23 protein-coding genes are annotated in these 21566 nt (G+C 73.2%); 8 read left to right on the top strand and 15 right to left on the bottom strand.

What is annotated here, in order from left to right; all coding sequences use genetic code 11:
* Positions 1-81: 81 nt before the first annotated feature.
* The 7 genes from AC3EU2_RS09460 to AC3EU2_RS09430 all read right to left on the bottom strand — a co-directional run bounded on the left by AC3EU2_RS09460 (position 82) and on the right by AC3EU2_RS09430 (position 7538).
* Positions 82-999 carry an iron-containing redox enzyme family protein gene (locus AC3EU2_RS09460; RefSeq protein ID WP_488176050.1) on the bottom strand — a complete coding sequence of 306 codons (918 nt, stop codon included), beginning with the start codon at positions 997-999 and terminating at the stop codon, positions 82-84.
* A gap of 65 nt (positions 1000-1064) precedes the next feature.
* Positions 1065-1289 (bottom strand): CDGSH iron-sulfur domain-containing protein, encoded by a 225-nt coding sequence (locus AC3EU2_RS09455; protein WP_488176049.1) that lies wholly within the window; start codon positions 1287-1289, stop codon positions 1065-1067.
* Positions 1290-1426: 137 nt separating this feature from the next.
* Entirely contained in the window at positions 1427-2890 is a 1464-nt protein-coding gene (locus AC3EU2_RS09450; RefSeq protein WP_488176048.1) for a M28 family peptidase, read from the bottom strand.
* 176 nt (positions 2891-3066) lie between these two features.
* Positions 3067-4485: a pyridoxal phosphate-dependent decarboxylase family protein gene (locus tag AC3EU2_RS09445; protein WP_488176047.1), complete on the bottom strand. Its 1419-nt coding sequence runs from the start codon at positions 4483-4485 to the stop codon at positions 3067-3069.
* A complete protein-coding gene (locus AC3EU2_RS09440) occupies positions 4472-5791 on the bottom strand; it encodes an MFS transporter (protein ID WP_488176046.1) in 1320 nt (439 codons plus the stop codon). Before AC3EU2_RS09440 ends, AC3EU2_RS09445 begins: the two co-directional genes overlap by 14 nt.
* 47 nt (positions 5792-5838) lie before the next feature.
* On the bottom strand, positions 5839-6609 hold the full coding sequence (locus AC3EU2_RS09435; protein WP_488176045.1) for a hypothetical protein: 771 nt from the start codon (positions 6607-6609) through the stop codon (positions 5839-5841).
* Positions 6606-7538: an ABC transporter ATP-binding protein gene (locus AC3EU2_RS09430; protein WP_488176044.1), complete on the bottom strand. Its 933-nt coding sequence runs from the start codon at positions 7536-7538 to the stop codon at positions 6606-6608. The genes AC3EU2_RS09435 and AC3EU2_RS09430 overlap by 4 nt, the downstream gene beginning before the upstream one ends.
* Positions 7539-7748: 210 nt before the next feature.
* Between AC3EU2_RS09430 and AC3EU2_RS09425 the strand changes: the two genes are divergently transcribed.
* The 3 genes from AC3EU2_RS09425 (at position 7749) to AC3EU2_RS09415 (ending at position 11157) form a co-directional block, all read left to right on the top strand.
* Positions 7749-8495 carry a hypothetical protein gene (locus AC3EU2_RS09425; RefSeq protein WP_488176043.1) on the top strand — a complete coding sequence of 249 codons (747 nt, stop codon included), beginning with the start codon at positions 7749-7751 and terminating at the stop codon, positions 8493-8495.
* Between the two features lie 66 nt (positions 8496-8561).
* Entirely contained in the window at positions 8562-10517 is a 1956-nt protein-coding gene (locus AC3EU2_RS09420; protein WP_488176042.1) for a sensor histidine kinase, read from the top strand.
* Positions 10510-11157: a response regulator gene (locus tag AC3EU2_RS09415; RefSeq protein ID WP_488176041.1), complete on the top strand. Its 648-nt coding sequence runs from the start codon at positions 10510-10512 to the stop codon at positions 11155-11157. Before AC3EU2_RS09420 ends, AC3EU2_RS09415 begins: the two co-directional genes overlap by 8 nt.
* A 105-nt stretch (positions 11158-11262) precedes the next feature.
* On the opposite strand, the gene AC3EU2_RS09410 is transcribed toward AC3EU2_RS09415, so the two are convergent.
* Genes AC3EU2_RS09410 through fgd form a run of 7 tightly spaced genes read right to left on the bottom strand, consistent with a single transcriptional unit; the run spans position 11263 to position 17310 of the window.
* Positions 11263-11931 (bottom strand): class III extradiol ring-cleavage dioxygenase family protein, encoded by a 669-nt coding sequence (locus tag AC3EU2_RS09410; RefSeq protein ID WP_488176040.1) that lies wholly within the window; start codon positions 11929-11931, stop codon positions 11263-11265.
* Complete coding sequence (folP, locus tag AC3EU2_RS09405) at positions 11928-12794, bottom strand: dihydropteroate synthase (RefSeq protein WP_488176039.1); 867 nt, start codon at positions 12792-12794, stop codon at positions 11928-11930. Before folP ends, AC3EU2_RS09410 begins: the two co-directional genes overlap by 4 nt.
* Positions 12788-13762, bottom strand: a complete 975-nt coding sequence (locus AC3EU2_RS09400; RefSeq protein ID WP_488176038.1) for a glucosyl-3-phosphoglycerate synthase — start codon at positions 13760-13762, stop codon at positions 12788-12790. Before AC3EU2_RS09400 ends, folP begins: the two co-directional genes overlap by 7 nt.
* Positions 13763-13770: 8 nt before the next feature.
* Positions 13771-14556, bottom strand: a complete 786-nt coding sequence (locus AC3EU2_RS09395) for an enoyl-CoA hydratase/isomerase family protein (RefSeq protein WP_488176037.1) — start codon at positions 14554-14556, stop codon at positions 13771-13773.
* Complete coding sequence (locus AC3EU2_RS09390; RefSeq protein ID WP_488176036.1) at positions 14553-15725, bottom strand: thiolase family protein; 1173 nt, start codon at positions 15723-15725, stop codon at positions 14553-14555. Before AC3EU2_RS09390 ends, AC3EU2_RS09395 begins: the two co-directional genes overlap by 4 nt.
* Positions 15722-16246 (bottom strand): DoxX family protein, encoded by a 525-nt coding sequence (locus AC3EU2_RS09385; RefSeq protein ID WP_488176035.1) that lies wholly within the window; start codon positions 16244-16246, stop codon positions 15722-15724. The genes AC3EU2_RS09390 and AC3EU2_RS09385 overlap by 4 nt, the downstream gene beginning before the upstream one ends.
* The gene (fgd, locus tag AC3EU2_RS09380; RefSeq protein WP_488176034.1) at positions 16246-17310 is read right to left on the bottom strand and encodes a glucose-6-phosphate dehydrogenase (coenzyme-F420); all 1065 of its coding nucleotides are present in this window, start codon (positions 17308-17310) and stop codon (positions 16246-16248) included. Before fgd ends, AC3EU2_RS09385 begins: the two co-directional genes overlap by 1 nt.
* Positions 17311-17348: 38 nt before the next feature.
* Between fgd and AC3EU2_RS09375 the strand changes: the two genes are divergently transcribed.
* From AC3EU2_RS09375 to AC3EU2_RS09360, 4 genes are all read left to right on the top strand, one after another.
* Positions 17349-17798 (top strand): hypothetical protein, encoded by a 450-nt coding sequence (locus AC3EU2_RS09375; protein WP_488176033.1) that lies wholly within the window; start codon positions 17349-17351, stop codon positions 17796-17798.
* An 85-nt stretch (positions 17799-17883) separates the two neighbouring features.
* Positions 17884-18567, top strand: coding sequence for a DUF6766 family protein (locus AC3EU2_RS09370; RefSeq protein WP_488176032.1), 684 nt, complete (start codon positions 17884-17886; stop codon positions 18565-18567).
* Positions 18568-18644: 77 nt separating this feature from the next.
* Positions 18645-19115: a nitroreductase family deazaflavin-dependent oxidoreductase gene (locus AC3EU2_RS09365; RefSeq protein ID WP_488176031.1), complete on the top strand. Its 471-nt coding sequence runs from the start codon at positions 18645-18647 to the stop codon at positions 19113-19115.
* A gap of 84 nt (positions 19116-19199) precedes the next feature.
* A complete protein-coding gene (locus AC3EU2_RS09360) occupies positions 19200-20312 on the top strand; it encodes a Glu/Leu/Phe/Val family dehydrogenase (protein ID WP_488176030.1) in 1113 nt (370 codons plus the stop codon).
* A 427-nt stretch (positions 20313-20739) separates the two neighbouring features.
* Here AC3EU2_RS09360 and AC3EU2_RS09355 read toward each other — a convergent pair whose 3' ends face one another.
* Positions 20740-20952 carry a hypothetical protein gene (locus AC3EU2_RS09355; protein ID WP_488176029.1) on the bottom strand — a complete coding sequence of 71 codons (213 nt, stop codon included), beginning with the start codon at positions 20950-20952 and terminating at the stop codon, positions 20740-20742.
* A gap of 358 nt (positions 20953-21310) precedes the next feature.
* Between AC3EU2_RS09355 and AC3EU2_RS09350 the strand changes: the two genes are divergently transcribed.
* Positions 21311-21508: a DUF3073 domain-containing protein gene (locus tag AC3EU2_RS09350; RefSeq protein WP_488176028.1), complete on the top strand. Its 198-nt coding sequence runs from the start codon at positions 21311-21313 to the stop codon at positions 21506-21508.
* Positions 21509-21566: the final 58 nt, after the last annotated feature.

The raw sequence follows: 21566 nt of genomic DNA, 5'->3' as shown, positions 1-21566 counted from the left end.
GGCGCGGGCCCAGGGGCACGGGCTCGCCGGTCGTGGCGCCCACGAGGAGGAACTCCTCCTCGACGCCGACGGTCCGGAGCGTCACCGCAGGCTCGAGCGTCCGGCCGACCACGCGTCGAGGACCTCGCCGGCGAACCGGCCGCCGAGGAGCTGGCTGGCCTGGATGCCGAAGACGAGGTCCTCCGCCAGGTGGGGCTCGTCCGCGAGCATCGGCCCGATGACCTCGCGGCGCAGGATCTGCTCGTGCACCGCGTCCGCCTCGACGTGCTCGGCGTAGAAGTGCTGGGTCGCCGGCCCGCAACCCAGTCGCTGCGCGGCCCGGACCAGGCGCGCCGACCCCGGGGACGACGTCAGCTCGATGACGGCGAACTGACCGACGGCAGCGGCGCGCAGCTCGCGGCGCAGCCCGCACACGGACATGAGGTTGACCTCGGCGAGCACCGACCCGCTCACCCGGTCGAGGTGGTCGCCGTAGGCGGACGAGAGGTCGAGCTCGCGCATCATGTCGGCGAAGAGCTCGGAGTGCATCTCCTCGGCCCGGCCGGCGCCGTACTCGTCGTGCTCGACCGTGACCATCCCGGCCTTGGCCCGGCCCGACATCCGCGACACCACGAGCAGCTGCGGGTCGGCCTCCTTGAGGTGGTAGGCAGACCGGTGGGTGACGTACTCGCGGAACTGCTCCGTCGTCCCGTCCCTGAGCAGGTGGTGCGAGATGCCGCGCGCCCCCACCGTCTCGGTGAGCAGCGCCGCGACCTCGGCGTCGACGTCAGCGCCGCCGGCGACGTCCCGGCGCAGCGCCCCGAGGAAGGACGCCTCGAGCTCGAGGCGCAGGGCGAGGAGGTCCAGGTCCCACTCCATCGCGTCGGGGACGTCGGCGAATCCGCGGTAGTGCAGCTCGTAGCAGACGTAGAGGGCGAGCTGGAGGTCCTCGCCGTAGGGGTCCGCGACGGACACGTCCACGAGCAGCGGCCCGGAGCCAGCGGCGCAGTGGTCGATCACCGCCCGGGAGAGTGGTCCTCGGTCCGCAGGCAGGCGAGGCGCCCGGACCCGCGCCCCGGTCGCGGTCATGGGGCGTCCGCCCGGTCGGCACGCACCTTCGTGCGGTGGCTCGTGTCACAGAACGGGGCGATTCGGCTCCTCCGGCAGGTGCACAGCGCGACGACGCGGCGCTCGGATCGCACGGTCGTGCCGTCCTCCAGGACGACCTCCACCGGCCCGTCGACGAGCACCGGGCCCTCGTCGGTCACCGTCACCCGGGTCGCGGGCCGTGCGGTCTCATCCTTCACCATCGTTCCTCCTGGGTTCCGTGCTGCCGAGACTAGACGTCCCGACGAGGGCAGTGCCCCGGACCGCCGCTGCGGTCCGGGGCACTGCACTCCACTGCTGCGGCGTCGACAGGGAGCTGCCGACCGTTGTTGCCGGTGGGTCAGGCCGCCGGCTGGACCACTCCGTCGTCCACGGGGTGCGGCTTGCCGGACTTGCCGGCGCTGCGTGCGCCGTTGATGGCCTGGGTGCTCTGGGCCAGCGTGATCGCGGCGTGCGCGATGGCGTCGCTGTTGATGTCCAGGGCTTCGGCGTTGACGTTGTCGATGTCGTCGCCGGCACCGTGGTAGTTCACGTCGTACGCGACGCCGGCCTGGCCGCCGAACAGGGCGGCCTCCTCGGCGGTCTTGAGCTGCTCGGCACCGGTGAACAGGCCCGAGGCAGGCACCCCGTTGACGATGAACGCCTGGTAGTCCGAGCGACCGGAGAACTCCGTGTCGACCCAGGGCTGACCAACCGAGTCGAAGTAGTCCGTGAGGACGTCCTCGGTCTGGGTCGAACCCTCCGGCACCGCCACGGGCGCGGGGTAGGTCGACTCGTCGGCGTCGTAGACCCCGATCTGGTAGTTCGGCGATCCGACCATGTCGAAGTTGAGGTAGGTCGCGATCCTGGCGAGCTCAGCGGGGTCGTTGGCGACGAGGTCGTTGACGTAGTGGGTCGAGCCGATGAGGCCGGCCTCCTCGGCACCCCACCACGCAAAGCGCACCGTGTTGTTGAGCTTGTTGACCTTGGCGAGCTGCACCGCGGTCTCGAGGATCGACGCCGAGCCGCTGCCGTTGTCGTTGATACCCGCTCCGTCTCGCACGCTGTCGAGGTGGGCACCGATCATGACGACGTTGTCGTCGCGACCCGTCCTGGTCTCGGCCAGGACGTTGAAGGTCGGACGGTTCTGGATCGGTGCGGCGTAGACACGGGCGATCGTGGTCGACGGGTCAGCGAGGTCGACCCCCGTGGCGAACGAGGCGCCGACGACGGGGATGCCCACGTCGTAGGTGCCGAGCGTGCCGACGATCAGGGCTTCCCGGTCCGGGGCGTTGCCCTGGTTGAAGATGATGACCCCGGCCGCGCCGGCGGCTTCGGCGTTGTCCGCCTTGAGGCCGAAGTCGCACGACCCGCGCTGGATGAGAGCGATGTTGCCTGCGGGGAAGCCCGCGAAGTCTGCGGCCTCACAGCCCGACGTGCTCGCTCGTGGGGGCGTGAGGTTGATGTCGACGGCAGTCACCGTGGCCGTGACGTTGCCTGCTCCAGATCCCGTGAAGGAGTCGGTCACGTACGTCGTCGCGGTCGGCGAGATCTGCTGCAACGCACCCTGCTCCTGGTACTCGAAGTCGAAGTACTGGCGCCGCGTCTCGTATCCCGCGGCCTGCAGGACCTCTTCGACATACGCGCCGGACTCGTCGTATCCCGACGTGCCCGCCTCGCGGTTGCCGTCGTTGGCGTCGGCGATCGCCTGGAACGCCCTCAGGTGGTTCATCACTCCCTCGACGGTCACCGCCTTCGTGAGCTTCTTGGAGTTGTTGGGGTTGGTGGCGGAAGCCGGGGCTGCCGCTGCGACAAGGCTTGTCACCAGTCCGACGGCAGCGACTGCGGCCAGGGAAGTACGACGTTGTACTCGCACGAATGCTCCTCCTCATAGGGGCGCCCGGCGGTGACCGGGCGTGGGCCTGACGCTAGGGGCCGCGGGTGACAAAGGGAATAGCCCAGCCAGGGGCTCGCGTCCCAGAGGCGCCTCCGGGCTGGGACTCAGCGCGGCGCCGTGAACCGCTGCAGGAACGCCGACAGCAGCTGCGCCGACTGGTCCCGTGGCAACGACTCGATGACCGCCAGGACCGACGTGAGGTCCAGGTCCCCGCCTGTCCGCGCGGCATCCGCCAGCACCACCGGGTCCGGTATGCCGTTCTGCGAGAACGCCTCCGGGCCGGGCAGGACAGCACCACGCACGGACTCCGCGCCGGCCTCGAGCGCCGCCGCCAGCTCGTCGACGAGCCCGTCGGTCACCGGAGTGATCGTGAGGTGCGCGGTGTGCGGCACGACCGATCCGTCCGACTGGACCATCGCCGGCTGGCCCTGCAGGACGAAGCCCCGCTCGGCCACGGCCGCCGTCCACAGCAGTGGGTCGACCCGTCGCTCCGCCGGGACGGCGGGGTCCGTCGCGACCGCGACCAGCGGACCGACCCGGTCCCCGACGACACGGAGCCCGTCGACCCCCTCGACGGCGGCGACCACGGCCGACGTCGCGCGGACGACGCGACCGGTGAGGGCGGCATACCCCTCGTCCCCGAGCGACTGCACGACCGCCCACGCCGCGGCGAGCGACGTCGCGGAGCGGGTGCCGAGGACCGTCGGGTTGACGACGGGGTACCCGAGCCAGTCGGTCAGCGCGAAGTAGCGCGCGCGGTCGAGCTCGGCGTCCGCGAAGAGGAGGAGCGAGGCGCCCTTCGGCGCGTAGCCGTACTTGTGGAGGTCCGCGCTGATGCTGCTCACCCCGCGAACGGTGAAGTCCCACAAGGGCACCGGGCCGCCGCCGGCCGCCGACCACCACGGCAGCACCCAGCCGCCGATGCAGGCGTCGACGTGGCACGCGATGCCCCGGTCGGCCGCGGTGCCCGCCACCTCGGCGACCGGGTCGACGACGCCGTGCGGGTACGACGGCGCCGACACGACGACGACCGCGACGTCGTCACCGAGCGCCCCGACGTAGCCACTCGCAGGGGCGCGACCGCTGCCCGGGTCCACCGGGAGCACCGTCGTCGCCAGCCCCAGGTAGGCCGCGGCCTTGTGGAAGGCGGCGTGCGCGGACGAGGACATGACGATCCGCGGTCGCCCCTGGCCTCCGCGCTCACGCCACAGGTCGCGCGCCGCCTTGACCGCAAGCAGGCAGCTCTCCGTCCCGCCCGACGTGACCGAACCGGTCGCGTCCGGCCCCCGCAGCACGCTCCGCCCGAAGGTCACGAGGTCGGCCTCCATGAGGGCGACGGACGGGAACGTCGTCGGGTCGAGCCCGTTGACGGGCTGCAGCATCCGCATCGCCTGGGCCGCGATCTCGTCAAGCTCCGGGCGCCCGTGGTCGTAGACGTAGGACAGCACCCGTCCGCCGTGGGTCGGGGCGTCGTGCTCCCGGTACGCCCGCAGCCGTCGCAGCACCTCGTCAGCGCCCGTCACGCCCCACCTCCGGTTCCTCGTAGCGGCGCAGGGCCGCGATCGACAGCACGGCCAGCAGCGCCGGCACGAGAGAGAACGCGAGCGCCATGGCCGACTCGGCCCCGCGCGGCTGCGCCACCGGGTCGCCCGTCGACGACACGAAGCCGCCCACGGCCAGCATGACGAGGACGATGCCGGGCCCGAGCGCCAGACCGGCCGTCTCCAGCGCCGTCCACACGCCGCTCATCGCGCCACCGCGGGCCCGCCCGGCCTCCTCGACCACGTCCGGGAGCATCGCGAGCGGGAAGAGCTGCATCCCGGCATACGCGACACCGCCGAGCGCGAGGGCGAGCACCGACAGCCACACCCATCCGAGACCCAGCGCGGGCAGCTGCAGCAGGCAGGCGAGGACGAACAACCACGACGACGCGAGGTATGCCGTCCGCTTGCCTCGCGCTGCGGCGTACCGCTTCCAGACCGGCATGACGACGAGCGCCGGCGCGACGACGGCGGCGAAGAGGACGCTGACCCACGACGGCGAGCCGAGGAGGTAGGTCGCGACGTACTGGGTGGCCGCGAGGACGATCCCGACCGCGAGGGCCTGCAGGACGAAGACGACGAGGAGCGCGCGGAAGCGCGGGAGCTCACGGAGGGCGTCGATCCCGGCACGCAGGCTGGGTGGCTGCGAGACCCGGGCGGCCGGTGCGTCGTGGCCGCGGAGGCTGGTGACCGTCGCGAGCATCCCCGCCGTGAGGGCGAGGGCCGACACGACGGCCATGACGAGGTAGCCGGCGCGTCCGCCGCCGAGCAGGTCGCGCACCCCCGGCGCGCCGGCCCCGAAGACGAGGATCGCGAGGGCGAGCACGCCGACCCGCCAGGCCATCATCCGGGTGCGCTCGGCGTAGTCGCTCGTGAGGTCGGCGGGCGCGGCGATGTAGGGAACCTGGAAGAGGCTGAAGGACGTCGTGGCGAGGACGAACGCGATCGTCACCCACACCGCGGCGGCCGCCCCGGACCAGCCGCCCGGCACGGCGAACATCGCGACGAAGCCGACCGGCAGGGTGAGCGCCCCGACCGTCATGAGCCGGTGCCGCGAGCCACGGGTCACCAGCTCGCGGTCGCTTCGGGCACCGATCGCCGGGTCGATGACGACGTCCCACACCTTCGGGAGGAGGACGACGACCGCGGCCAGGGCAGCGGCGACGCCGAGCGTGTCGGTGAGGTAGTAGGCGAGCACGAGACCCGGGAGGGTGCCGAAGCCGCCGGTGCCGACGCTGCCGGCCGCGTACCCCGCGGTCTGCGCTCGGGTCAGGCGGTCGCGGGGCATGTCCCGCAGTATGTCGGTCGACGTGCCCCGAGAGCGGCCGGACGCGGTCAGTGCCCCGCGTCGCTCCTCATCAGCCGCCACCCTCCGGCCGCCATGGCGCCCACGGCCCACGCGGCCAGGGTGAGCCGCGCCGACGCCACCGTCATGTCGTCCAGCGGCCCTTCGCCGAAGATGAGGAACAGCGCCCCGGACCCCGGCAGTCGCGACGACGTGGTCGCCGCCCAGTCGAAGGGCAGCTGCGCCACGAGCAGGGGCAGGACGAGGAGCAGGGCGATGGCGAGCACGAGCGCGGCAGCCGTGCTGCGGGTCGCGAGACCGAGCCCGATGCCGAGCAGCGCTCCGCAGCCCAGGACGAGGACGATGTCGCCCATCGACCGGAACCCGTCGCCGAGCGGCAGCCCGACCCGCGGCGGCGCGAGCGTCCACACCACGACGCTGGCCGCGACGACGAGCACGACCCCGAGCGCGGTGACGGTGAGCGCGACGACGAGCGCTCGGGCGGCGAGCAGCACTCCCCGGCGCGGGGTCCACTGCAGGGTCGGGACGATCGCTCCCGTGCCGTGGTCGGCGGTGCTCGTCACCACCGCCATGGCGACCGTCCCGAAGAGCGCGAACATCGCGGTGAAGCGCGCGCCCTCCCACGCCGAGGCCCCCACCGGCACCGACTCGGGGTTGTTGGCGACGTCGATCCCGACGAGCAGCCCCAGTCCGACGACGGCGCACGAGATCAGACCGGTGAAGACCCAGCTCGAGCGCACGCTCCAGATCCGGGCCCACTCCGCCCGGCTCGTCCGGGCCAGCACCGTCGCGGTGCTCATCGGACCGCTCCCTGCGCGAGCGCGTCCGGGACGTGCCCGTGGTGCTCGACGCTGCCCTCGGTGAGCGAGAGGTAGGCGTCCTCCAGGGACTGCTCGACCTCGGCGAGGTGGTGCAGCCGGATGCCGTGCGCGTGGGCGAGGTCGCCGACCACGCTCGCGGGCACCCCGCTCACCTCCAGCTCGTCCGGCGCCGGGTGCTCCACCGCGGTGTCGGGTCCGAGCACCCTCTCGAGCTCGTCCGCCTGCGGCGTGCGCACCCGTACCCGCTGTCCACCCAGGCCCCGCAGGAGGCCGGGCATGTCCGTGTCGGCGATGAGCCGGCCCCTGCCGATGACGACGACCCGGTCCGCGATGAGCTGCATCTCGCTCATGAGGTGGCTCGACACGAGGACCGTGCGCCCCTCCTCCGCGAACCCGCGCAGGAGGCCGCGGATCCACCGCACCCCGTCGAGGTCCAGCCCGTTGACCGGCTCGTCGAAGAGCAGGACCGGCGGGTCGCCGAGCAGGGCCGCGGCGATGCCGAGGCGCTGGCGCATCCCCAGCGAGTACCCCTTGATCCGCCGGCCGGCCGCCTTCCCGAGCCCCACCTGCTCGATCACCTCGTCGACGCGTTCGCGCTGGATACCGTTGCTGTGGGCCGCGATCCGCAGGTGCGATCGGCCCGTCCGGCCCGGGTGCATGGCACCCGCGTCGAGCAGCGCGCCGACCTCGCGCAACGGCGCGGGGAACGCGGCATACGAGCTGCCGTTCACCGTCGCCGTCCCGGAGGTGGCCCGGTCCAGGCCCATGACGACCCGCATGGTCGTCGACTTCCCCGCACCGTTGGGCCCGAGGAAGCCGGTCACCTTGCCCGACTCCACCTCGAAGCTCAGGTCGTCGACCGCGCGCACCGAGCCGTACGTCTTCGTCACTCCGCTCACCGAGATCATGGGAGGGACGCTAGGAGAAGGCGTGCGGGTGGCGGGGGCGTGTTGTGTGAAGGTTCCGTGCAGATCGTGGACGCCCCGCGTATGCCGTCCGCGCGCTTCGCGTCCCACCCCGACGTCCCGGGAGGACGGGACGCCGTCCCCTGTGGCCCGGGACGGGGGGCGGGAGAACGTGTGTCTCGTTCACCTGACCCCGACCCGAAGGACGCCCCCATGAGCACCACCCTCGACGCGAGCCGCCAGACCTCCGGCGCCGCCGACCCCTCCTCCACCGACACCACCGACACCACCGCCACCACCGCCGGCGCTGCGGGCGGGCGCGGCTGGGCGTTCACCGGCGTCGCCGCCGGCGTCGCCTCGATCGTCGGCATCGCCGCCTCGATCCAGGTCGACGCCGTCTACTCCCCCGAGGCCGACGGCGACCCGGACGTCATCGTGGCCCGGCTCGGCGAGCTCGTTCCGCAGATCCTCGTCTTCCACACCGCGACCATGCTCTCGGTCGTGCTGCTGCTCGTCTTCGCTGCCGGCCTGCGCCGCCGGCTCGCCGACCAGCTGCCGACCCGGAGCCTCGTCCCGGACGTCGCGGCCGCCGGGCTCGGTCTCGTCTCCGTCGCCGGCCTGCTCGGCTCCGGCCTCACGACCGAGTTCGTCTTCGGCGTCGCCGACCCGAGCGTGGGTCTCGTGCCGGAGAGCGCGGTCTTCTTCAACCACTGGATCGGCACGATCCCGTGGCTGTGGGTCGGGGCCGGGGTCACCGGTGTCGCGGTCGCCGTCGCGGCGATCCGTCACGGTGCCGCCACCCGCTGGGTCGGCTGGGTCGGGCTCGTCCTCGGCGGCCTCACCCTGCTGCTCGGGATCTCCCCGCTGCAGTACATGGCCGGGATGACCGGGCCCGTCTGGCTCGTCGTCACCGCCCTTGGCCTCGCGCTCGGTGACCGCACCTCCCCCGTGCGCGACTGACGCGCCCGGACCGGGTTCGGGAAAGCGCAGATCGGCGGCCTGGACCGGCGCTATGGTGCCGACACGATGACCACCGAGGACGCCCTCCGCAGTGCAGGACGCCCCCGGGCGGCCGCGGCGATCGCCACGGCCGCCTGGGGTTGTGCCGTGCTCGCGGTGTCCCTCGTGGTCCTCGCCCGACCGGCGCTGGGTGAGGGGCTGTGGTTCTTCGTCGTCGACATCGCCGTTGCGTGCATCCACGGCACGGTGGCCGCCCTCGTGCTGTCCCGGCGGCCGCACCCCGTCGGGTGGATCCTCGGCCTCACCGCCCTGGGCGGAGGGGTCGCGGCGATCGGCTTCGGCTACCCCGCGCTCGCCGAGCAGCGGCCGGGGCTGCCGGGGGTCGAGCTCGTGCAGTGGCTGCAGAGCACGGCCTGGGTGCCCGGCACGCTGGCGTTGTTCCTCGTCGTGCCGTGGCTCGTGCGCGACCACCCGCTCGGGCGGGCCCGGTGGGGGGTGGCGCTCGGGGTCGTGCTCATCGTCGCGGTGCTCACGGCACAGCTGCTGGAGGCCTTCGGACCGTTCACCGCACTGCTCGCCGGGACCGTCGTCACGGGACTCGTCGCCGCCCTCGCGGTCGAGCACCGACGCCGGAACGGTCCGGTCGCCGAGCGCAACGGCCTCGGGTGGCTGGCGCTGGGCTCGAGCCTGCTCGCCCTGTCGTTCGTCCCGCTCGTCGTTCCGTACGGCGCGTTGCCGCTCCCGGTGTGGACCACCCCGGCGCTGCACCTGCTGTCCCAGGCGGTCTACCCGGCGGCGATCCTCGTCGCCGTCCTGCGCAGCCGCATGTGGGGTCTGCGCCTCGCCGTGAGCCGCACGGTCCTCGCCGGGCTGCTCACCGTCTCACTCGTGTCCGTGTACGTCGTCGTCACGGCGCTCGCCACCCGGCTCGTCCCCGGAGACGGAGCAACCGGTCTGGTCGGAGCGGCCGTGGTCGCCGTCGCGGTGCAGCCGGCGCGGCTGTGGCTCGAACGCCGGGTGCACCGGCTGGTCTACGGCGTCTCGGCGTCGCCGGAGCACCTCGTGCGCCGTCTCGGCCACCATCTCCGGCTGGCTGAGAGCACCGACGACCTCCTGCGCGGCCTCACCGCCGACGTCGGGGCCGCGATGCGACTCGAGTCGCTGACCGTGCTCGTCCCCGGACGCGCGCCCATGGTCTGGGGGACGCCGGGAGGGCACCCGGTGCGCATGCCGCTGTCGCACCGCGGCGAGCCGGTCGGGGAGCTCGAGGCCACCCTGCCCGGTGGCGAGACGCTCGGCACGCGCGGCGAGCAGACGCTCGCCGACCTCGCCACCGTCGTCGCGACGGCGGCGGCCGTCACCCGCGCTGCCGCGGAGGTCGACGACGCGCGAGCCCGGCTCGCCCGGGCCCGGCTCGAGGAGCGGCGGGTCATCCGCCGCGAGATCCACGACGGCCTCGGCCCGTCGCTCGCCGGGCTGCGCCTCGGGCTCCAGGGGGCACGCAACCTCCTCGGGTCCGACCCCGCCGGGGCCACCGAGCTCCTCGCCAGCCTCCAGGCGGAGCTGGACCAGCGGGTGTCCGACGTGCGCACCCTCTCGCACAGCCTGCTCCCACCGGTCCTCGACGAGCTCGGGCTCGCCGCGGCGCTCGCCGAGCTCGCGGCCCGTCACGCCGAGGACGGCGTCGTCGTCGACCTCGACCCGCGCCACGAGGACGCGCTCGACCCGCAGACTGCTGCCGCGGCATACGGCATCGCGTCCGAGGCGGTCACGAACTCGGTGCGGCACAGCGGATCCCACGAGTGCCTCGTCGAGACGTCGACCACCGACGAGGGACTCATCGTCCGTGTGACCGACACCGGTGGCGGCGTGGCGCCGGACGCGCGGCCCGGTGTCGGCACGAGCTCGATGCGTGAGCGGGCGGAGGAGCAGGGTGGCGTGCTCGACATCCGCCCGGCCCCCGACGGCGGCACCGTCGTCGAGGCCGTCCTCCCGCTCAGCGGGGCGGTGACCCGTGCCTGAGACCGTCCGGGTCGCCGTCGTCGACGACCACCCCGTCTTCCGCATGGGCATGGCCGGCCTGCTCGACTCGCTCGACGGCATCTCCGTGGTCGGGCAGGCGGCGGACGCGGCGGCAGCCCTCGCCCTGCCGCTCGCGGAGATCGACGTCGTCCTCATGGACCTGCACCTCGGCGAGGACTCGGGCATCGACACGACCCGCGAGATCGTGCGACGCGACCCCCACGCGCGGGTGCTCGTCGTGACGATGCGCGAGGACGACGACGCCGTCGCGTCGTGCATGCGCGTGGGCGCCCGCGGCTACCTGCTCAAGGGCGCGAGCCCTGCCGAGGTGGAGCGCGCCGTGCGTGCCGTCGCGAACGGCGAGGTGATCCTCGGTCCGGCGGTCGCCGCGCGAGCGGTGGCGGCCCTGACCTCGGGTCGGTCCGCGGTCCGGGTGCCGTTCCCCGCGCTGACCGACCGGGAGCGCGAGGTGCTCGATCTCGTCGCCCGGGGGCACGACAACCTCACGATCTCGAGGCGCCTCGTCCTCTCGCCCAAGACCGTGCGCAACGTCGTGTCGAACGTCCTCACCAAGCTCGCCGTGCGCGACCGGGCCGCGGCGATCGTGCTCGCCCGGGAGAGCGGCCTCGGCGTCGGCTGACGCTGCTCGGAGCGCCGAACGGAGGGAACAGTGGGGGTCCGGAGGGTTCGGATCCCTCCGGACCCCCGAGGTTTGCCCATGGGGAGCGAAAGCTGGGGCGCGGGGTCAGGTCGTGCGGGTCAGGTGGGCGACGACGTAGAGGACGCCGAACGGGTCGCTGACGTCGAGGGAGCGGGCGACCAGCGGGACCTGCCCGGCGGCGGCCGCGAGGACCTGCAGCGGGGCCCGACCGGCGACGAGGAGGTCGGCGCAGAGGTCGGCGTCGAGGTCGAGGAGCCGGGTCAGGCCACCGTCGGCACAGTCACGGAGGGCGGCGACGATGAGGTCGTCGACCTCGGCCGCGCGGGGGTCGAGGTGACCGGGGGCCTTCTCGGTGCGCCGGGCCGAGCCGTCGGCGACGACGAGCAGCGTGGTCGCGTGCCCCTCCGCCGCCAGCGCGGTGCCGGCGGCGACGCACTCGGCGGTGGTGGCGTCCCACGCCACGGCGACGTGCTCGACGTCGAAGTCGAGGTGCGAGGCAGCGAGCAGGTGGTCGGCGACGCGCAGGCCCACCGGCGGCCTGGTGCTGCGTGGCTCGCGGTCGGTGGCGTGGACGACGACGACGTGTGAGGCCGTGGCCACCGCGGACCGGACCGCCTCCAGGCAGGACTCGGCGAGGTCGGGGGCGGCGGCGGCCCTCCCCCGGTACTCCGGCAGGAGGAGGGGCGCGCCCGGGACGATGACGACGTCGGTGACCGGCCCGCGTGGCGGCGTCGACGTGGGCCGGGGCGTCACGCGAGCCCCCGGGCGGTGCGCGCCGGCGGCAGGTCCCCGGCGATGACCGAGACCATGTCGAGCACCTGGCGGGTCTCGACGACCTCGTGCACCCGGTAGATGTGGGCGCCGTGCCAGGCGGCGACCGCGGTCGCGGCCAGCGTCCCCGTCAACCGCTCGCCGACGGGCAGGTCCAGCGCCTCACCGACGAAGTCCTTGTTGGAGAGCGAGACCAGGAGCGGCCAGTCGAGGGCGACGAGCTCCTCCAGCCGTCGGGTGACCTCGAGCGAGTGCCAGGTGTTCTTGCCGAAGTCGTGCGCCGGGTCGATGACGACGCGCGTGCGGTCGACGCCCGCGGCGACGGCGCGGTCGGCCTGCGCGAGGAGGGAGCGGACGACGTCGGCCACGACGTCGTCGTACTCGATGCGGTGCGGGCGGGTCCGCGGCGCGACCCCGCCGGTGTGAGTGCACACCACCGCGGCGTCGAACTCCCCCGCCACCGACACCAGCTCGGCGTCGGCGCCACCCCACGCGTCGTTGAGGATGTCGGCGCCAGCCTCGAGGACGGCCCGGCCGACCGAGGCGCGCCAGGTGTCCACGCTGATGAGCAGATCGGGGTGCTCGGCACGGACCGCCGCGACGAAGTCGACGACCCGGGCCTTCTCCTCGTCTGCACCGATCTCGACGCCGGGCGCGGCCTTGATCCCTCCGATGTCGACGATGTCCGCGCCCTGCTCGACGACCTCGCGCACGCGGTCGAACGCGGCGTCCTCGCTCCACGTCGAGCCCTTGTCGTAGAACGAGTCGGGCGTGCGGTTGACGATCGCCATGACGAGGCGCGAGCGCGCGTCGAACTCACGGCGCCCCAGCCGGAAGGTCAGCACGACGCCGCCGGAGGACGTTCACCGATGCCGACGGGCGTGACGACGGGCTCGAACCCGGTGCTCCGCCGCGCGTACTGCGTGAGGACGGCCGTCTCACCGAGGCCGGACTCGTCGCGGCGGTCACCGTCCAGGGGCTCGCCGACAGGCCGGAGCCGTCGCCGGTCGGCGGCCGCGAGGACCTGCACTGCCATGAGGCCGAGCGTGTCATGGCGGTGGTGCCGGTGGGTGCGCCGCCCCAGGTCGACCTGCGCGATCCCGTCGAGGCCGTGGGTGTCGGCCGTGTCGATGAGGGCGGCGATCTCGATCCCGTAGCCCACGGGCACCGCGTACGACGCGAGGGCGGAGCGCCGGATCGCCCACTCCCCCGACAGCGGCTGCACGATCCCCGCGAGCTCGGGGCGGTGCAGCGCGAGCCACGGGCGGGCCACGAGCTCGGTGACCCGGCCCCCGGTCTCCTCCTCCCGCCCCTCGGCGTCGATCATCGGTCGGTCGTAGACCGCCTTGACGAGGTGGACGTGCTCGTCGACGAGCAGCGGGCCCAGCAGCCCCGTGACGAAGTGGGTGCCCCAGTCGACGAGGTCCGCGTCGACGAAGACGACGAGGTCACCGCGCGTGACGAACTGCGACTTCCACAGGGCCTCCCCCTTGCCGGGCACCGTGCCGAGGTCGGGGCGGATCCCCGCGGCGGGCTCGACCCGCGCGCCGGCGGCCGCCGCGACCCGCGCCGTGGCGTCGGTGGAGTCGGAGTCGATGACGACGAGCTCGTCGACGAGCCCGGGCCGACCGGACCCGGCGCCCACGAGGTCGGCGACGAGCCGCTCGACGACGCCACCGACCGTCGCCTCCTCGTCCCGGGCGGGGACGACCACCGAGATCGTCCGGTCACCCTTGAGCGCGAGCAGGTCCGCGGTGGTCCAGTCCGAGGCCCGGTATGCCGTCACGGCACGGTTGGTGCCCGGTTCAGCCATCGCTGTCGTCACGACCCGAAGGTCGGCGGTCGCTTCTCACGGAACGCGGCGAGGCCCTCGGCGAAGTCCGGGGTCCGGAGGAGGGCCTGCTGGCCGCTCTCCTCACGGCCCAGGGTGGCGTCGAGGTCGAGGGTGGCCGCGGTGATCGCCGCCGTCGTCAGCGCCGTCCCCTCGGGGGCGAGCGTGGCGAGGTGCGTGACGATCTCGTCGGCCCGGCCCGCGAAGGCCTCCGCCGCCACCGACTCCGACACGAGGCCCCACTGCGCGGCCGTCGCACCGGAGAGGCGTTCGCCGCTGAGGGCCAGCCGGAGGGCGCGGGCCCGCCCGACCGACGCCGCCACGAGCGCGGTGGCGCCACCGTCGGGCATGAGGCCGAGGGCGCCGAAGGCCAGGACGAGCTTCGCGTCGTCGGCGACGAGCACGTAGTCGGCGGACAGCGCGAGGGAGAGCCCGGCGCCCGCGGCGACCCCGGGCACGAGCGACAGGACCGGGGTGCCCGCCTCGAGGACGGCCCGGACGGCGGCTCCGACGCCGAAGAGCGTCCCGTCGAGGTCGCCCTCGTCGACGTGCACGCCGAGGTCGGCCCCGGCGCTGAACGCCCGGCCCTCGCCCGAGAGGACGATGACGCGGACCGCCGGGTCGTCGTCGAGCCGCCGGACCCCGCGGGCGACCGCCCGGAGCATGTCCGGCGCGACCGCGTTGAGCCGCTCGGGAGCAGACAGCGTGAGCCGCCCGACCACCCCGTCGACCTCGACCCGGACCTGGTCGCCCGGGGTCGACGCGTCGTCGGTCATGCCCGGACGAGCTCGAGGATGGTCGCGTTGGCCATGCCGCCGCCCTCGCACATCGTCTGGAGGCCGTAGCGGATGTCCTCGCGCCTCATGTGGAAGAGGAGGTCGCTCATGATCCGACCGCCGGACCCGCCGAGCGGGTGGCCGACGGCGATGGCGCCACCGTTGGGGTTGAGCAGCGCCTCGTCGACACCGAACTCCGCCTGCCACGCCAGCGGCACCGAGGCGAAGGCCTCGTTGACCTCGAACGCCCCGATGTCGGAGAGCGCGAGCCCGGAGCGCTCCAGCACCTTGTGCGTCGCGGGGATCGGGGCGGTGAGCATCATGACCGGGTCGTCCCCGGCGAGCGCGCCGGTGTGGAAGCGGGCGATCGGTGTCAGGCCCAACGCCTCGGCCTTCTCCGCGGCCATGAGCAGCAGCGCCGAGGCGCCGTCGCTGATCTGCGAGGCGTTGCCGGCGTGGATGACGCCGTCGTCCTTGAAGACCGGCTTGAGCTCCGCGAGCGACTCCATCGAGGTGCCCCGGCGCAGGCCCTCGTCGACCGAGAAGGTCGACCCGTCCGCGAGCGTGACGGGGGCGATGTGGTCGGAGAAGCGGTCCGCGTCGATCGCCGCGGCGAGGCGCTCGTGGGAGCGGACGGCATACGCGTCGAGGGTCTCGCGGGACAGGCCCCACTTCTCGGCGATCATCTCGGCCCCGATGCCCTGGTTGAACGTGTCGACGCCGTACCGCTCGAGCAGCGAGGGCGGGTACGGGAAGCCGAGGTCCTTGACGGCGAGAGGTGAGCCCATGGGGACGGCGGTCATCATCTCGACGCCGCCGGCGACGACGACGTCCTGCTGCCCGGACTGGATCGCCGCGGCGGCGAAGTGGACCGCCTGCTGCGAGGAGCCGCACTGGCGGTCGATCGTCGTGGCGGGCACGGACTCGGGCCATCCGGCGGTGAGGACCGCGTTGCGGCCGAGGTTGAACGACTGCTGGCCGACCTGCTGGACGCAGCCCCAGATGACGTCGTCGACGATGGCCGGGTCGAGCTGCGAGCGCTCGGCGAGGGCGCGCAGGACGTGGGCGGAGAGCTCGACGCCGTGGACCGCGGCGAGCGAGCCCTTGCGGCGGCCGATCGGGGTGCGGACGGCGTCGACGATGACGGCGTCGCGGGGGGAGAGGGTCATGCGTTGCTCCTGGTGGTCTGCGAGGGACGGTAGGACGTGACGAGGAGGGCGGCGGCCCCGGCGAGGCCACCGACGAGGGCGACCGCGCCCCAGCCGAGCCCGTCGAGGTCGAGGCCGAGCGAGTGGTCGAGGGACCACCGGCCCGGCCCGGTGACGGCGAGGACGACGGCGGCCATGGCGACGAACACGACGTACTCGGCGCCGCCCTTGAAGATGAAGTAGCCCTTGCCGCGGTGGTCGGTGAGCGCGGCCACCGCCATGAGGCCGACGAAGGCCGTGGCGGCGAGGCCGGTGAGCAGGCCGAGCGTGACGAGCAGCCCGGCGCCGATCTCCGTGACCGCGGCGACGCGGGCGTGCAGCCACGCGGGACGCAGGCCGAGCGACTCGAACCAGCTCGCCGTGCCGGTGAGCCCGCCGCGGACCTTGTTGAGGCCGTGCAGGACGAGCATCGGGCCGAGGGCGAGGCGCAGGACGAGGGTCGCCACGTCCAGCTCGGTCGTCGTGATCGGGACGGCGTCCATCAGGCGTCACCCTTCTCGGTGGTCTCGGTGGTCTCGGTGTCGGGCGTGGGCACGTGCGGCACGAGCTCGCGCAGGCCCGGCACGACCTGCTCGCTGAAGGTGCGCAGGAAGCGCTCCTGGTCGCCGCCGGGTCCGTGGAAGACGAGGTGGTCGAAGCCGAGGTCGGTGTACTCGCGCACGGCGGCCACCACGGCCTCGGGGTCCGAGGCGACGATCCACCGCTTCGCGACCTGCTCGATCGGCAGCTCGTCGGCGGCCTTCTCCATCTCGGCCGGGCTGTGGATCGAGTGCTTCTGCTCGGCGGTGAGCGACAGCGGCGCCCAGAAGCGGGTGTTCTCGAGGGCCCGCTCGGCGTCCGGGTCCCACGACAGCTTGATCTCGATCATCCGATCGATGTCGGTCGGGGCGCGGTCCGCCTTCGCCAGGCCCTCGGCCACGGCCGGGAGGAGCTTGTCCGCGTAGAGCTCTCGGCCCTTGCCGGAGGTGCAGATGAAGCCGTCACCGGACCGGCCGGCATACCGGGCCACGAGGGGGCCACCGGCGGCGACGTAGACGGGCACGGGCTGGTCCGGGCGGTCGAAGATGCGGGCGTCCTCGGTGCGGTAGTACTCGCCCTCGAAGGTCACCGACTCCTCGGTCCACAGCGCCCGCATGAGGCGCACCGACTCCCGGAGCCGGGCGTACCGCTCCTTGAACTCGGGCCAGCCGCTCTCCGGGACCGACCCGACGGCCACCTCGTTGAGCGCCTCCCCGGTGCCGACGCCGAGCATGATCCGCCCCGGCGCGAGGCACCCGAGGGTCGCGAACGTCTGGGCGACGACCGCCGGGTTGTAGCGGAACGTCGGGGTCATCACCGACGTGCCGAGCAGGACCCGCTCGGTGCGCGCCGCCACCCACGACAGCCACGCGAGGGAGTTCGGGGCGTGGCCGCCCTCGAGCCGCCAGGGCTGGAAGTGGTCGGAGATGGTGACCGAGTCCAGTCCCAGCTCCTCGGCGAGGACGGCGTATGCCGCGAGGTCACCTGGGGCGAACTGCTCCGCCGAGGCCTTGTAGCCGATACGCATGCGGCCATCTTCGCCCATGCCGGTGCCATAGTGACCGTGTGCCCGGTCACCCCCGCCACGCCGCCCGCCGCCGTCGCGCCTCGTGCGCCACGAGCGCGGTCGTCGCCTCCGCGTCGCTGGCCCTCACGCTCGGCGGCTGCGCCGGTCGTGGGTCGGTCGAGGACGGCGCCGCGACCGACGCGGCGACGGCCTTCCTCGCGGCGGCCTCGTCGGCGCCCCAGGGCGCCTGCGACCTGCTCGCACCGGCCACCCTCGAGACGCTCCGCTCCGCCGGGGAGGACTGCGCTGCCGCGCTCGCCGGGGTCGCGCCGGGCGACCTCGCCGGGGCGGAGCCGACGGCCGAGGTCTACGGGCGCGACGCGATCGTCCGCTTGGCCGGCGAGACGGTCTTCCTCGCCCGCTTCGACGACGGCTGGCGGGTCACCGCCGCCGGGTGCCGTCCGCGCGGCGACAACCTCCCGTACGACTGCTCCGTCGAGGGTCGGTGAGCCGGATGCGCTGGATGTTCGTCGGGTGGCTGGTCTTCATCGTCGGCGGGCTCGCGTGGTGCCTCGCCATGGGGGTGAGTGCTCGGTGACGGGACCTCTGAGGCGGCTGCGCGACCACGGCCTGTCGCTCGTCTTCGCCGGGCTGCTCGTCCTCGCGCTCGTCGGCCAGGCCGTCTCCGGTCTCGTCGGGGTCAACGACGACGCCCGCGACCACGGTCTGCCGACGGTCGGCATGGGCGAGTACCTCGCGTCGTCGAGCTTCGCGGTCGACGTCGCCGAGAACTGGCAGTCGGAGTACCTCCAGTTCCTCCTCTTCATCCTCCTCACCGTGTGGTTCGTCCAGCGCGGTTCGCCGGAGTCCAAGCCGCTCGACAAGGTCGGACGGGAGAGCGACGAGGACCAGAAGGTCGGCCGGTTCGCCGAGCCGGGCTCCCCCCGGTGGGCCGCGGTCGGCGGGTGGCGGCGCAGCCTCTACTCGCACTCCCTCGGGATCACGATGGGGCTGGTGTTCCTCGGCTCGTGGGCCGCCCAGCTCGTCGCCGGTCGCGCCGCGCACAACGCCGAGCAGATCCGCGACCTCCAGGCGCCCTTGGGCTGGGCCGACTACCTCGCCGCACCGGACTTCTGGAGCCGGACGTTCCAGAACTGGCAGTCGGAGTTTCTCGCCGTCGGGAGCATGGTGGTCCTCGCCATCTACCTGCGCGAGCGGGGATCACCGGAGTCCAAGCCGGTCGGTGCCTCGCACGAGGCGACCGGCGTCGAGGGCTGAGCCCGGCCGTCGTCGTCGTGCCGCCCGTTGACCGGGGTCGGTGCCGCGGAGGACGCTGGGAGCGGGAGGTGTAGGCCATGGAGACGTCCCATGCGATGAGGGCTCGCGGCAACGCGATGGGGCTGTGGATGCACCGAGCGTTCAAGGGGCGGCTCGACGGGGGCGGCAAGGTCGGCGGCGTCCTCATGGTGACGTCACCGGGTCGCCGCACGGGGCTCCCGCGCTCGGCAATGGTGCGCTACCTCGACGACGGCGACGCCTACCTCGTCTGGGGCACGGGCAGCGGCTCGCGCACGGAGCCGGACTGGTTCCGCAACCTCCGCCGCGCGGGGGAGGCGACGATCGAGATCGGGACCCGCTCGGAGAAGGTCCGGCCCGAGGTGCTCCAGGGGGAGGAGCTGGCCCGGGTGTGGCGGGGCACGGTCCTCGCCCGGATCCCGTCGGTCGAGAAGTACGAGCGGAGGTCGGGGCGCACCATCCCGGTGGCGCGACTGCACCCCGTGGCAGCGGGGCCGGACACCGCGGGCAGGGCGGAGCGATCCCGCTAACCTGTGGGCGTGCGTGCGACCCACGCCACGACCCGTTCTGCGCTGCACCATCTCGCGGCGCGCACTGACGAAGGAGTCACGACCGTGACCGTGTCGAGCACCACCGTCCACCCCTCCCCGCCGACGTCCCCGCTCTCGATGGACGGCCACGAGCAGGTCGTCCACTGCTTCGACCGCGCCTCGGGACTGCGGGCGATCATCGCCATCCACGACACCTCGATCGGCCCCGCCCTCGGCGGCACCCGGTTCCACCCGTACGCCAGCGACGACGAGGCCCTGGCCGACGTCCTGCGCCTGTCTCGCAGCATGAGCTACAAGAACGCGGTGGCGGGGATCCCGCACGGTGGCGGCAAGGCCGTGATCATCGGCAACCCGGCGACGGACAAGACCCCGGAGCTGCTGCGCGCCTACGGGCGGTTCGTCGAGAGTCTCGGCGGGCGCTACGTCACGGCCTGCGACGTCGGCACCTACGTGCAGGACATGGACGTCGTCGCCGAGACGACCCGCTTCGCGACCGGCCGCTCCCCCGAGAACGGCGGCGCGGGCGACTCCTCGGTGCTCACGGCATACGGCGTCTTCCAGGGCATGCGCGCGGCCGCCCAGCACGTCTGGGGCGAGCCCACCCTGCGCGGCCGACGGGTCGGCATCGCCGGCGTCGGCAAGGTCGGACGCGTCCTCGCGGGTCACCTCGTCGAGGACGGCGCGCACGTCGTCGTCACCGACGTCAACAGCGCCGCGGTCGCGGCCCTGCTGACCACCCACCCATCGGTCGAGACGGTCGGCGACGTGGCCGCGCTCGTGCGCGGTGACCTCGACGTCTACGCCCCGTGCGCTCTCGGTGGCGCCCTCGACGACGACACCGTCGAGGTGCTGCGGGCCCGCATCGTCTGCGGCGGAGCCAACAACCAGCTCGTCACCGAGGGAGACGGCGGCACCGCGGACCGGCTCGTCGCCAAGGGCATCACCTACGCCCCCGACTTCCTCGTCAACGCCGGCGGCGTCATCCAGGTCAGCGACGAACTGCGCGGCTTCGACTTCGAGCGGGCCAAGCGGGGCGCCAGCGCCATCTTCGAGCACACCCTCGAGGTGCTCCGGCTCGCCGACGAGCGGGGCGAGAGCCCGGCCGCCGCCGCCGACCACATCGCCGAGCAGCGCATGGCCGCGGGGTCGCCGACGATCTGGCTCCCAGACCGATGACGTGGCTGCTTCCGCCCTACGGTCAGCCTCCGCCGAATCGGAAGGAGGCGAGAATCTCGCTCGTCCGGGAAACACCGACCATATCGGTGACCCGGATGTGCGACACCGGCAACCAGTGCTGTGTCACGGTGAACCGGCGGCCGGAGGTACATGAACCCGCGTACGTGTAGGTCTCGGCCGTCTTGGTCCCCACCCTGGCGAAGGACTTGGCGGGTTTGTCCCCGGAGTCCCTGACGTAGTCTTCGGAGCCCCCTCCGGGCACAGGGCAGAGCCCCACGTCGGAGCGTGTGTACCAGCCGCCCCGTTGTCCGGGCTCCCAGATGGTCTGGCCCTCGTGACCGATGAGCTCCTTCCCGACCTCGATGCTGACGTCGCAGCCCCAGCCCTCCTCAGCATCCGTCCTGTCATCGATGAGGCAGATGAGTCGTTACGTGGAGGCGGGGCGCTCGAGGTGTCCCAGGTCGAGGTCACTCGTCTCGGCCTTCCAACCCTGAGGGATGGTGAGGTGGACCGAGCCGTCGATGACCGTCACCGTGCCCGCCGTGGGCGTGGGGGTGGGGGTGGCGGTGGAGGTGACTGAGACGGTCTTCGTCGCGGTCTGCGTCTTGCGTCTGCCGGGTGCGTGCAGACTCCCGGCCACGCTCGCCCAGCTGGCTGACGGCCACCCACGACACCGGCCACCACCACGAGGACCCCGAGGGCAACCGCGATCACTGGCCTTGCTCTCCGACCCTCCATGGCGACCATGTGGTGGCTCCTTCGACGCCGCCATGAACGGGTTTACACCCTGCAAGGCGCTCGCTCTGGCCATTCGCGCGAGATCCCGGGCCGTCAGCGTCAGAGCGTTCTGACCGGTGGAGCGGAAACACCCCGGCCTGCTGTAGCGTTGGCCCCACGACATACACACGATTCCCGGGACCACAGCTCGACTTGGGATGACCCCTTCGGGGCCGTCCCTTCGGGTATGTCGCCCGGCAGACGCACAAGGGGGTCTCGCCATGGGGCGCGGCCGAGCAAAAGCCAAGCAGACCAAGGTGGCACGGGAGCTGAAGTACTACAGCCCCGACACCGACCTGAGCTCGCTTGAGCGCGAACTCCACGGGAGCGCCCCGTCGCTGCCGTCGACGACTCGGGTCGCCGAGCCGGACAGCGACGAGGACGACGACTACGACAAGTGGGCCAGCGGGCGTCGCTGACGTCCCACCGCCTGCTCGATCCTCTCCCGCACGGTTCCGTGCGGCATGTGCGCCCTGC

This window comes from Knoellia sp. B-D-2, from assembly GCF_057714695.1.
The sequence above is the reverse complement of the archived record's forward strand: the minus strand, read 5'-3'. Positions and strand labels throughout refer to the sequence as shown.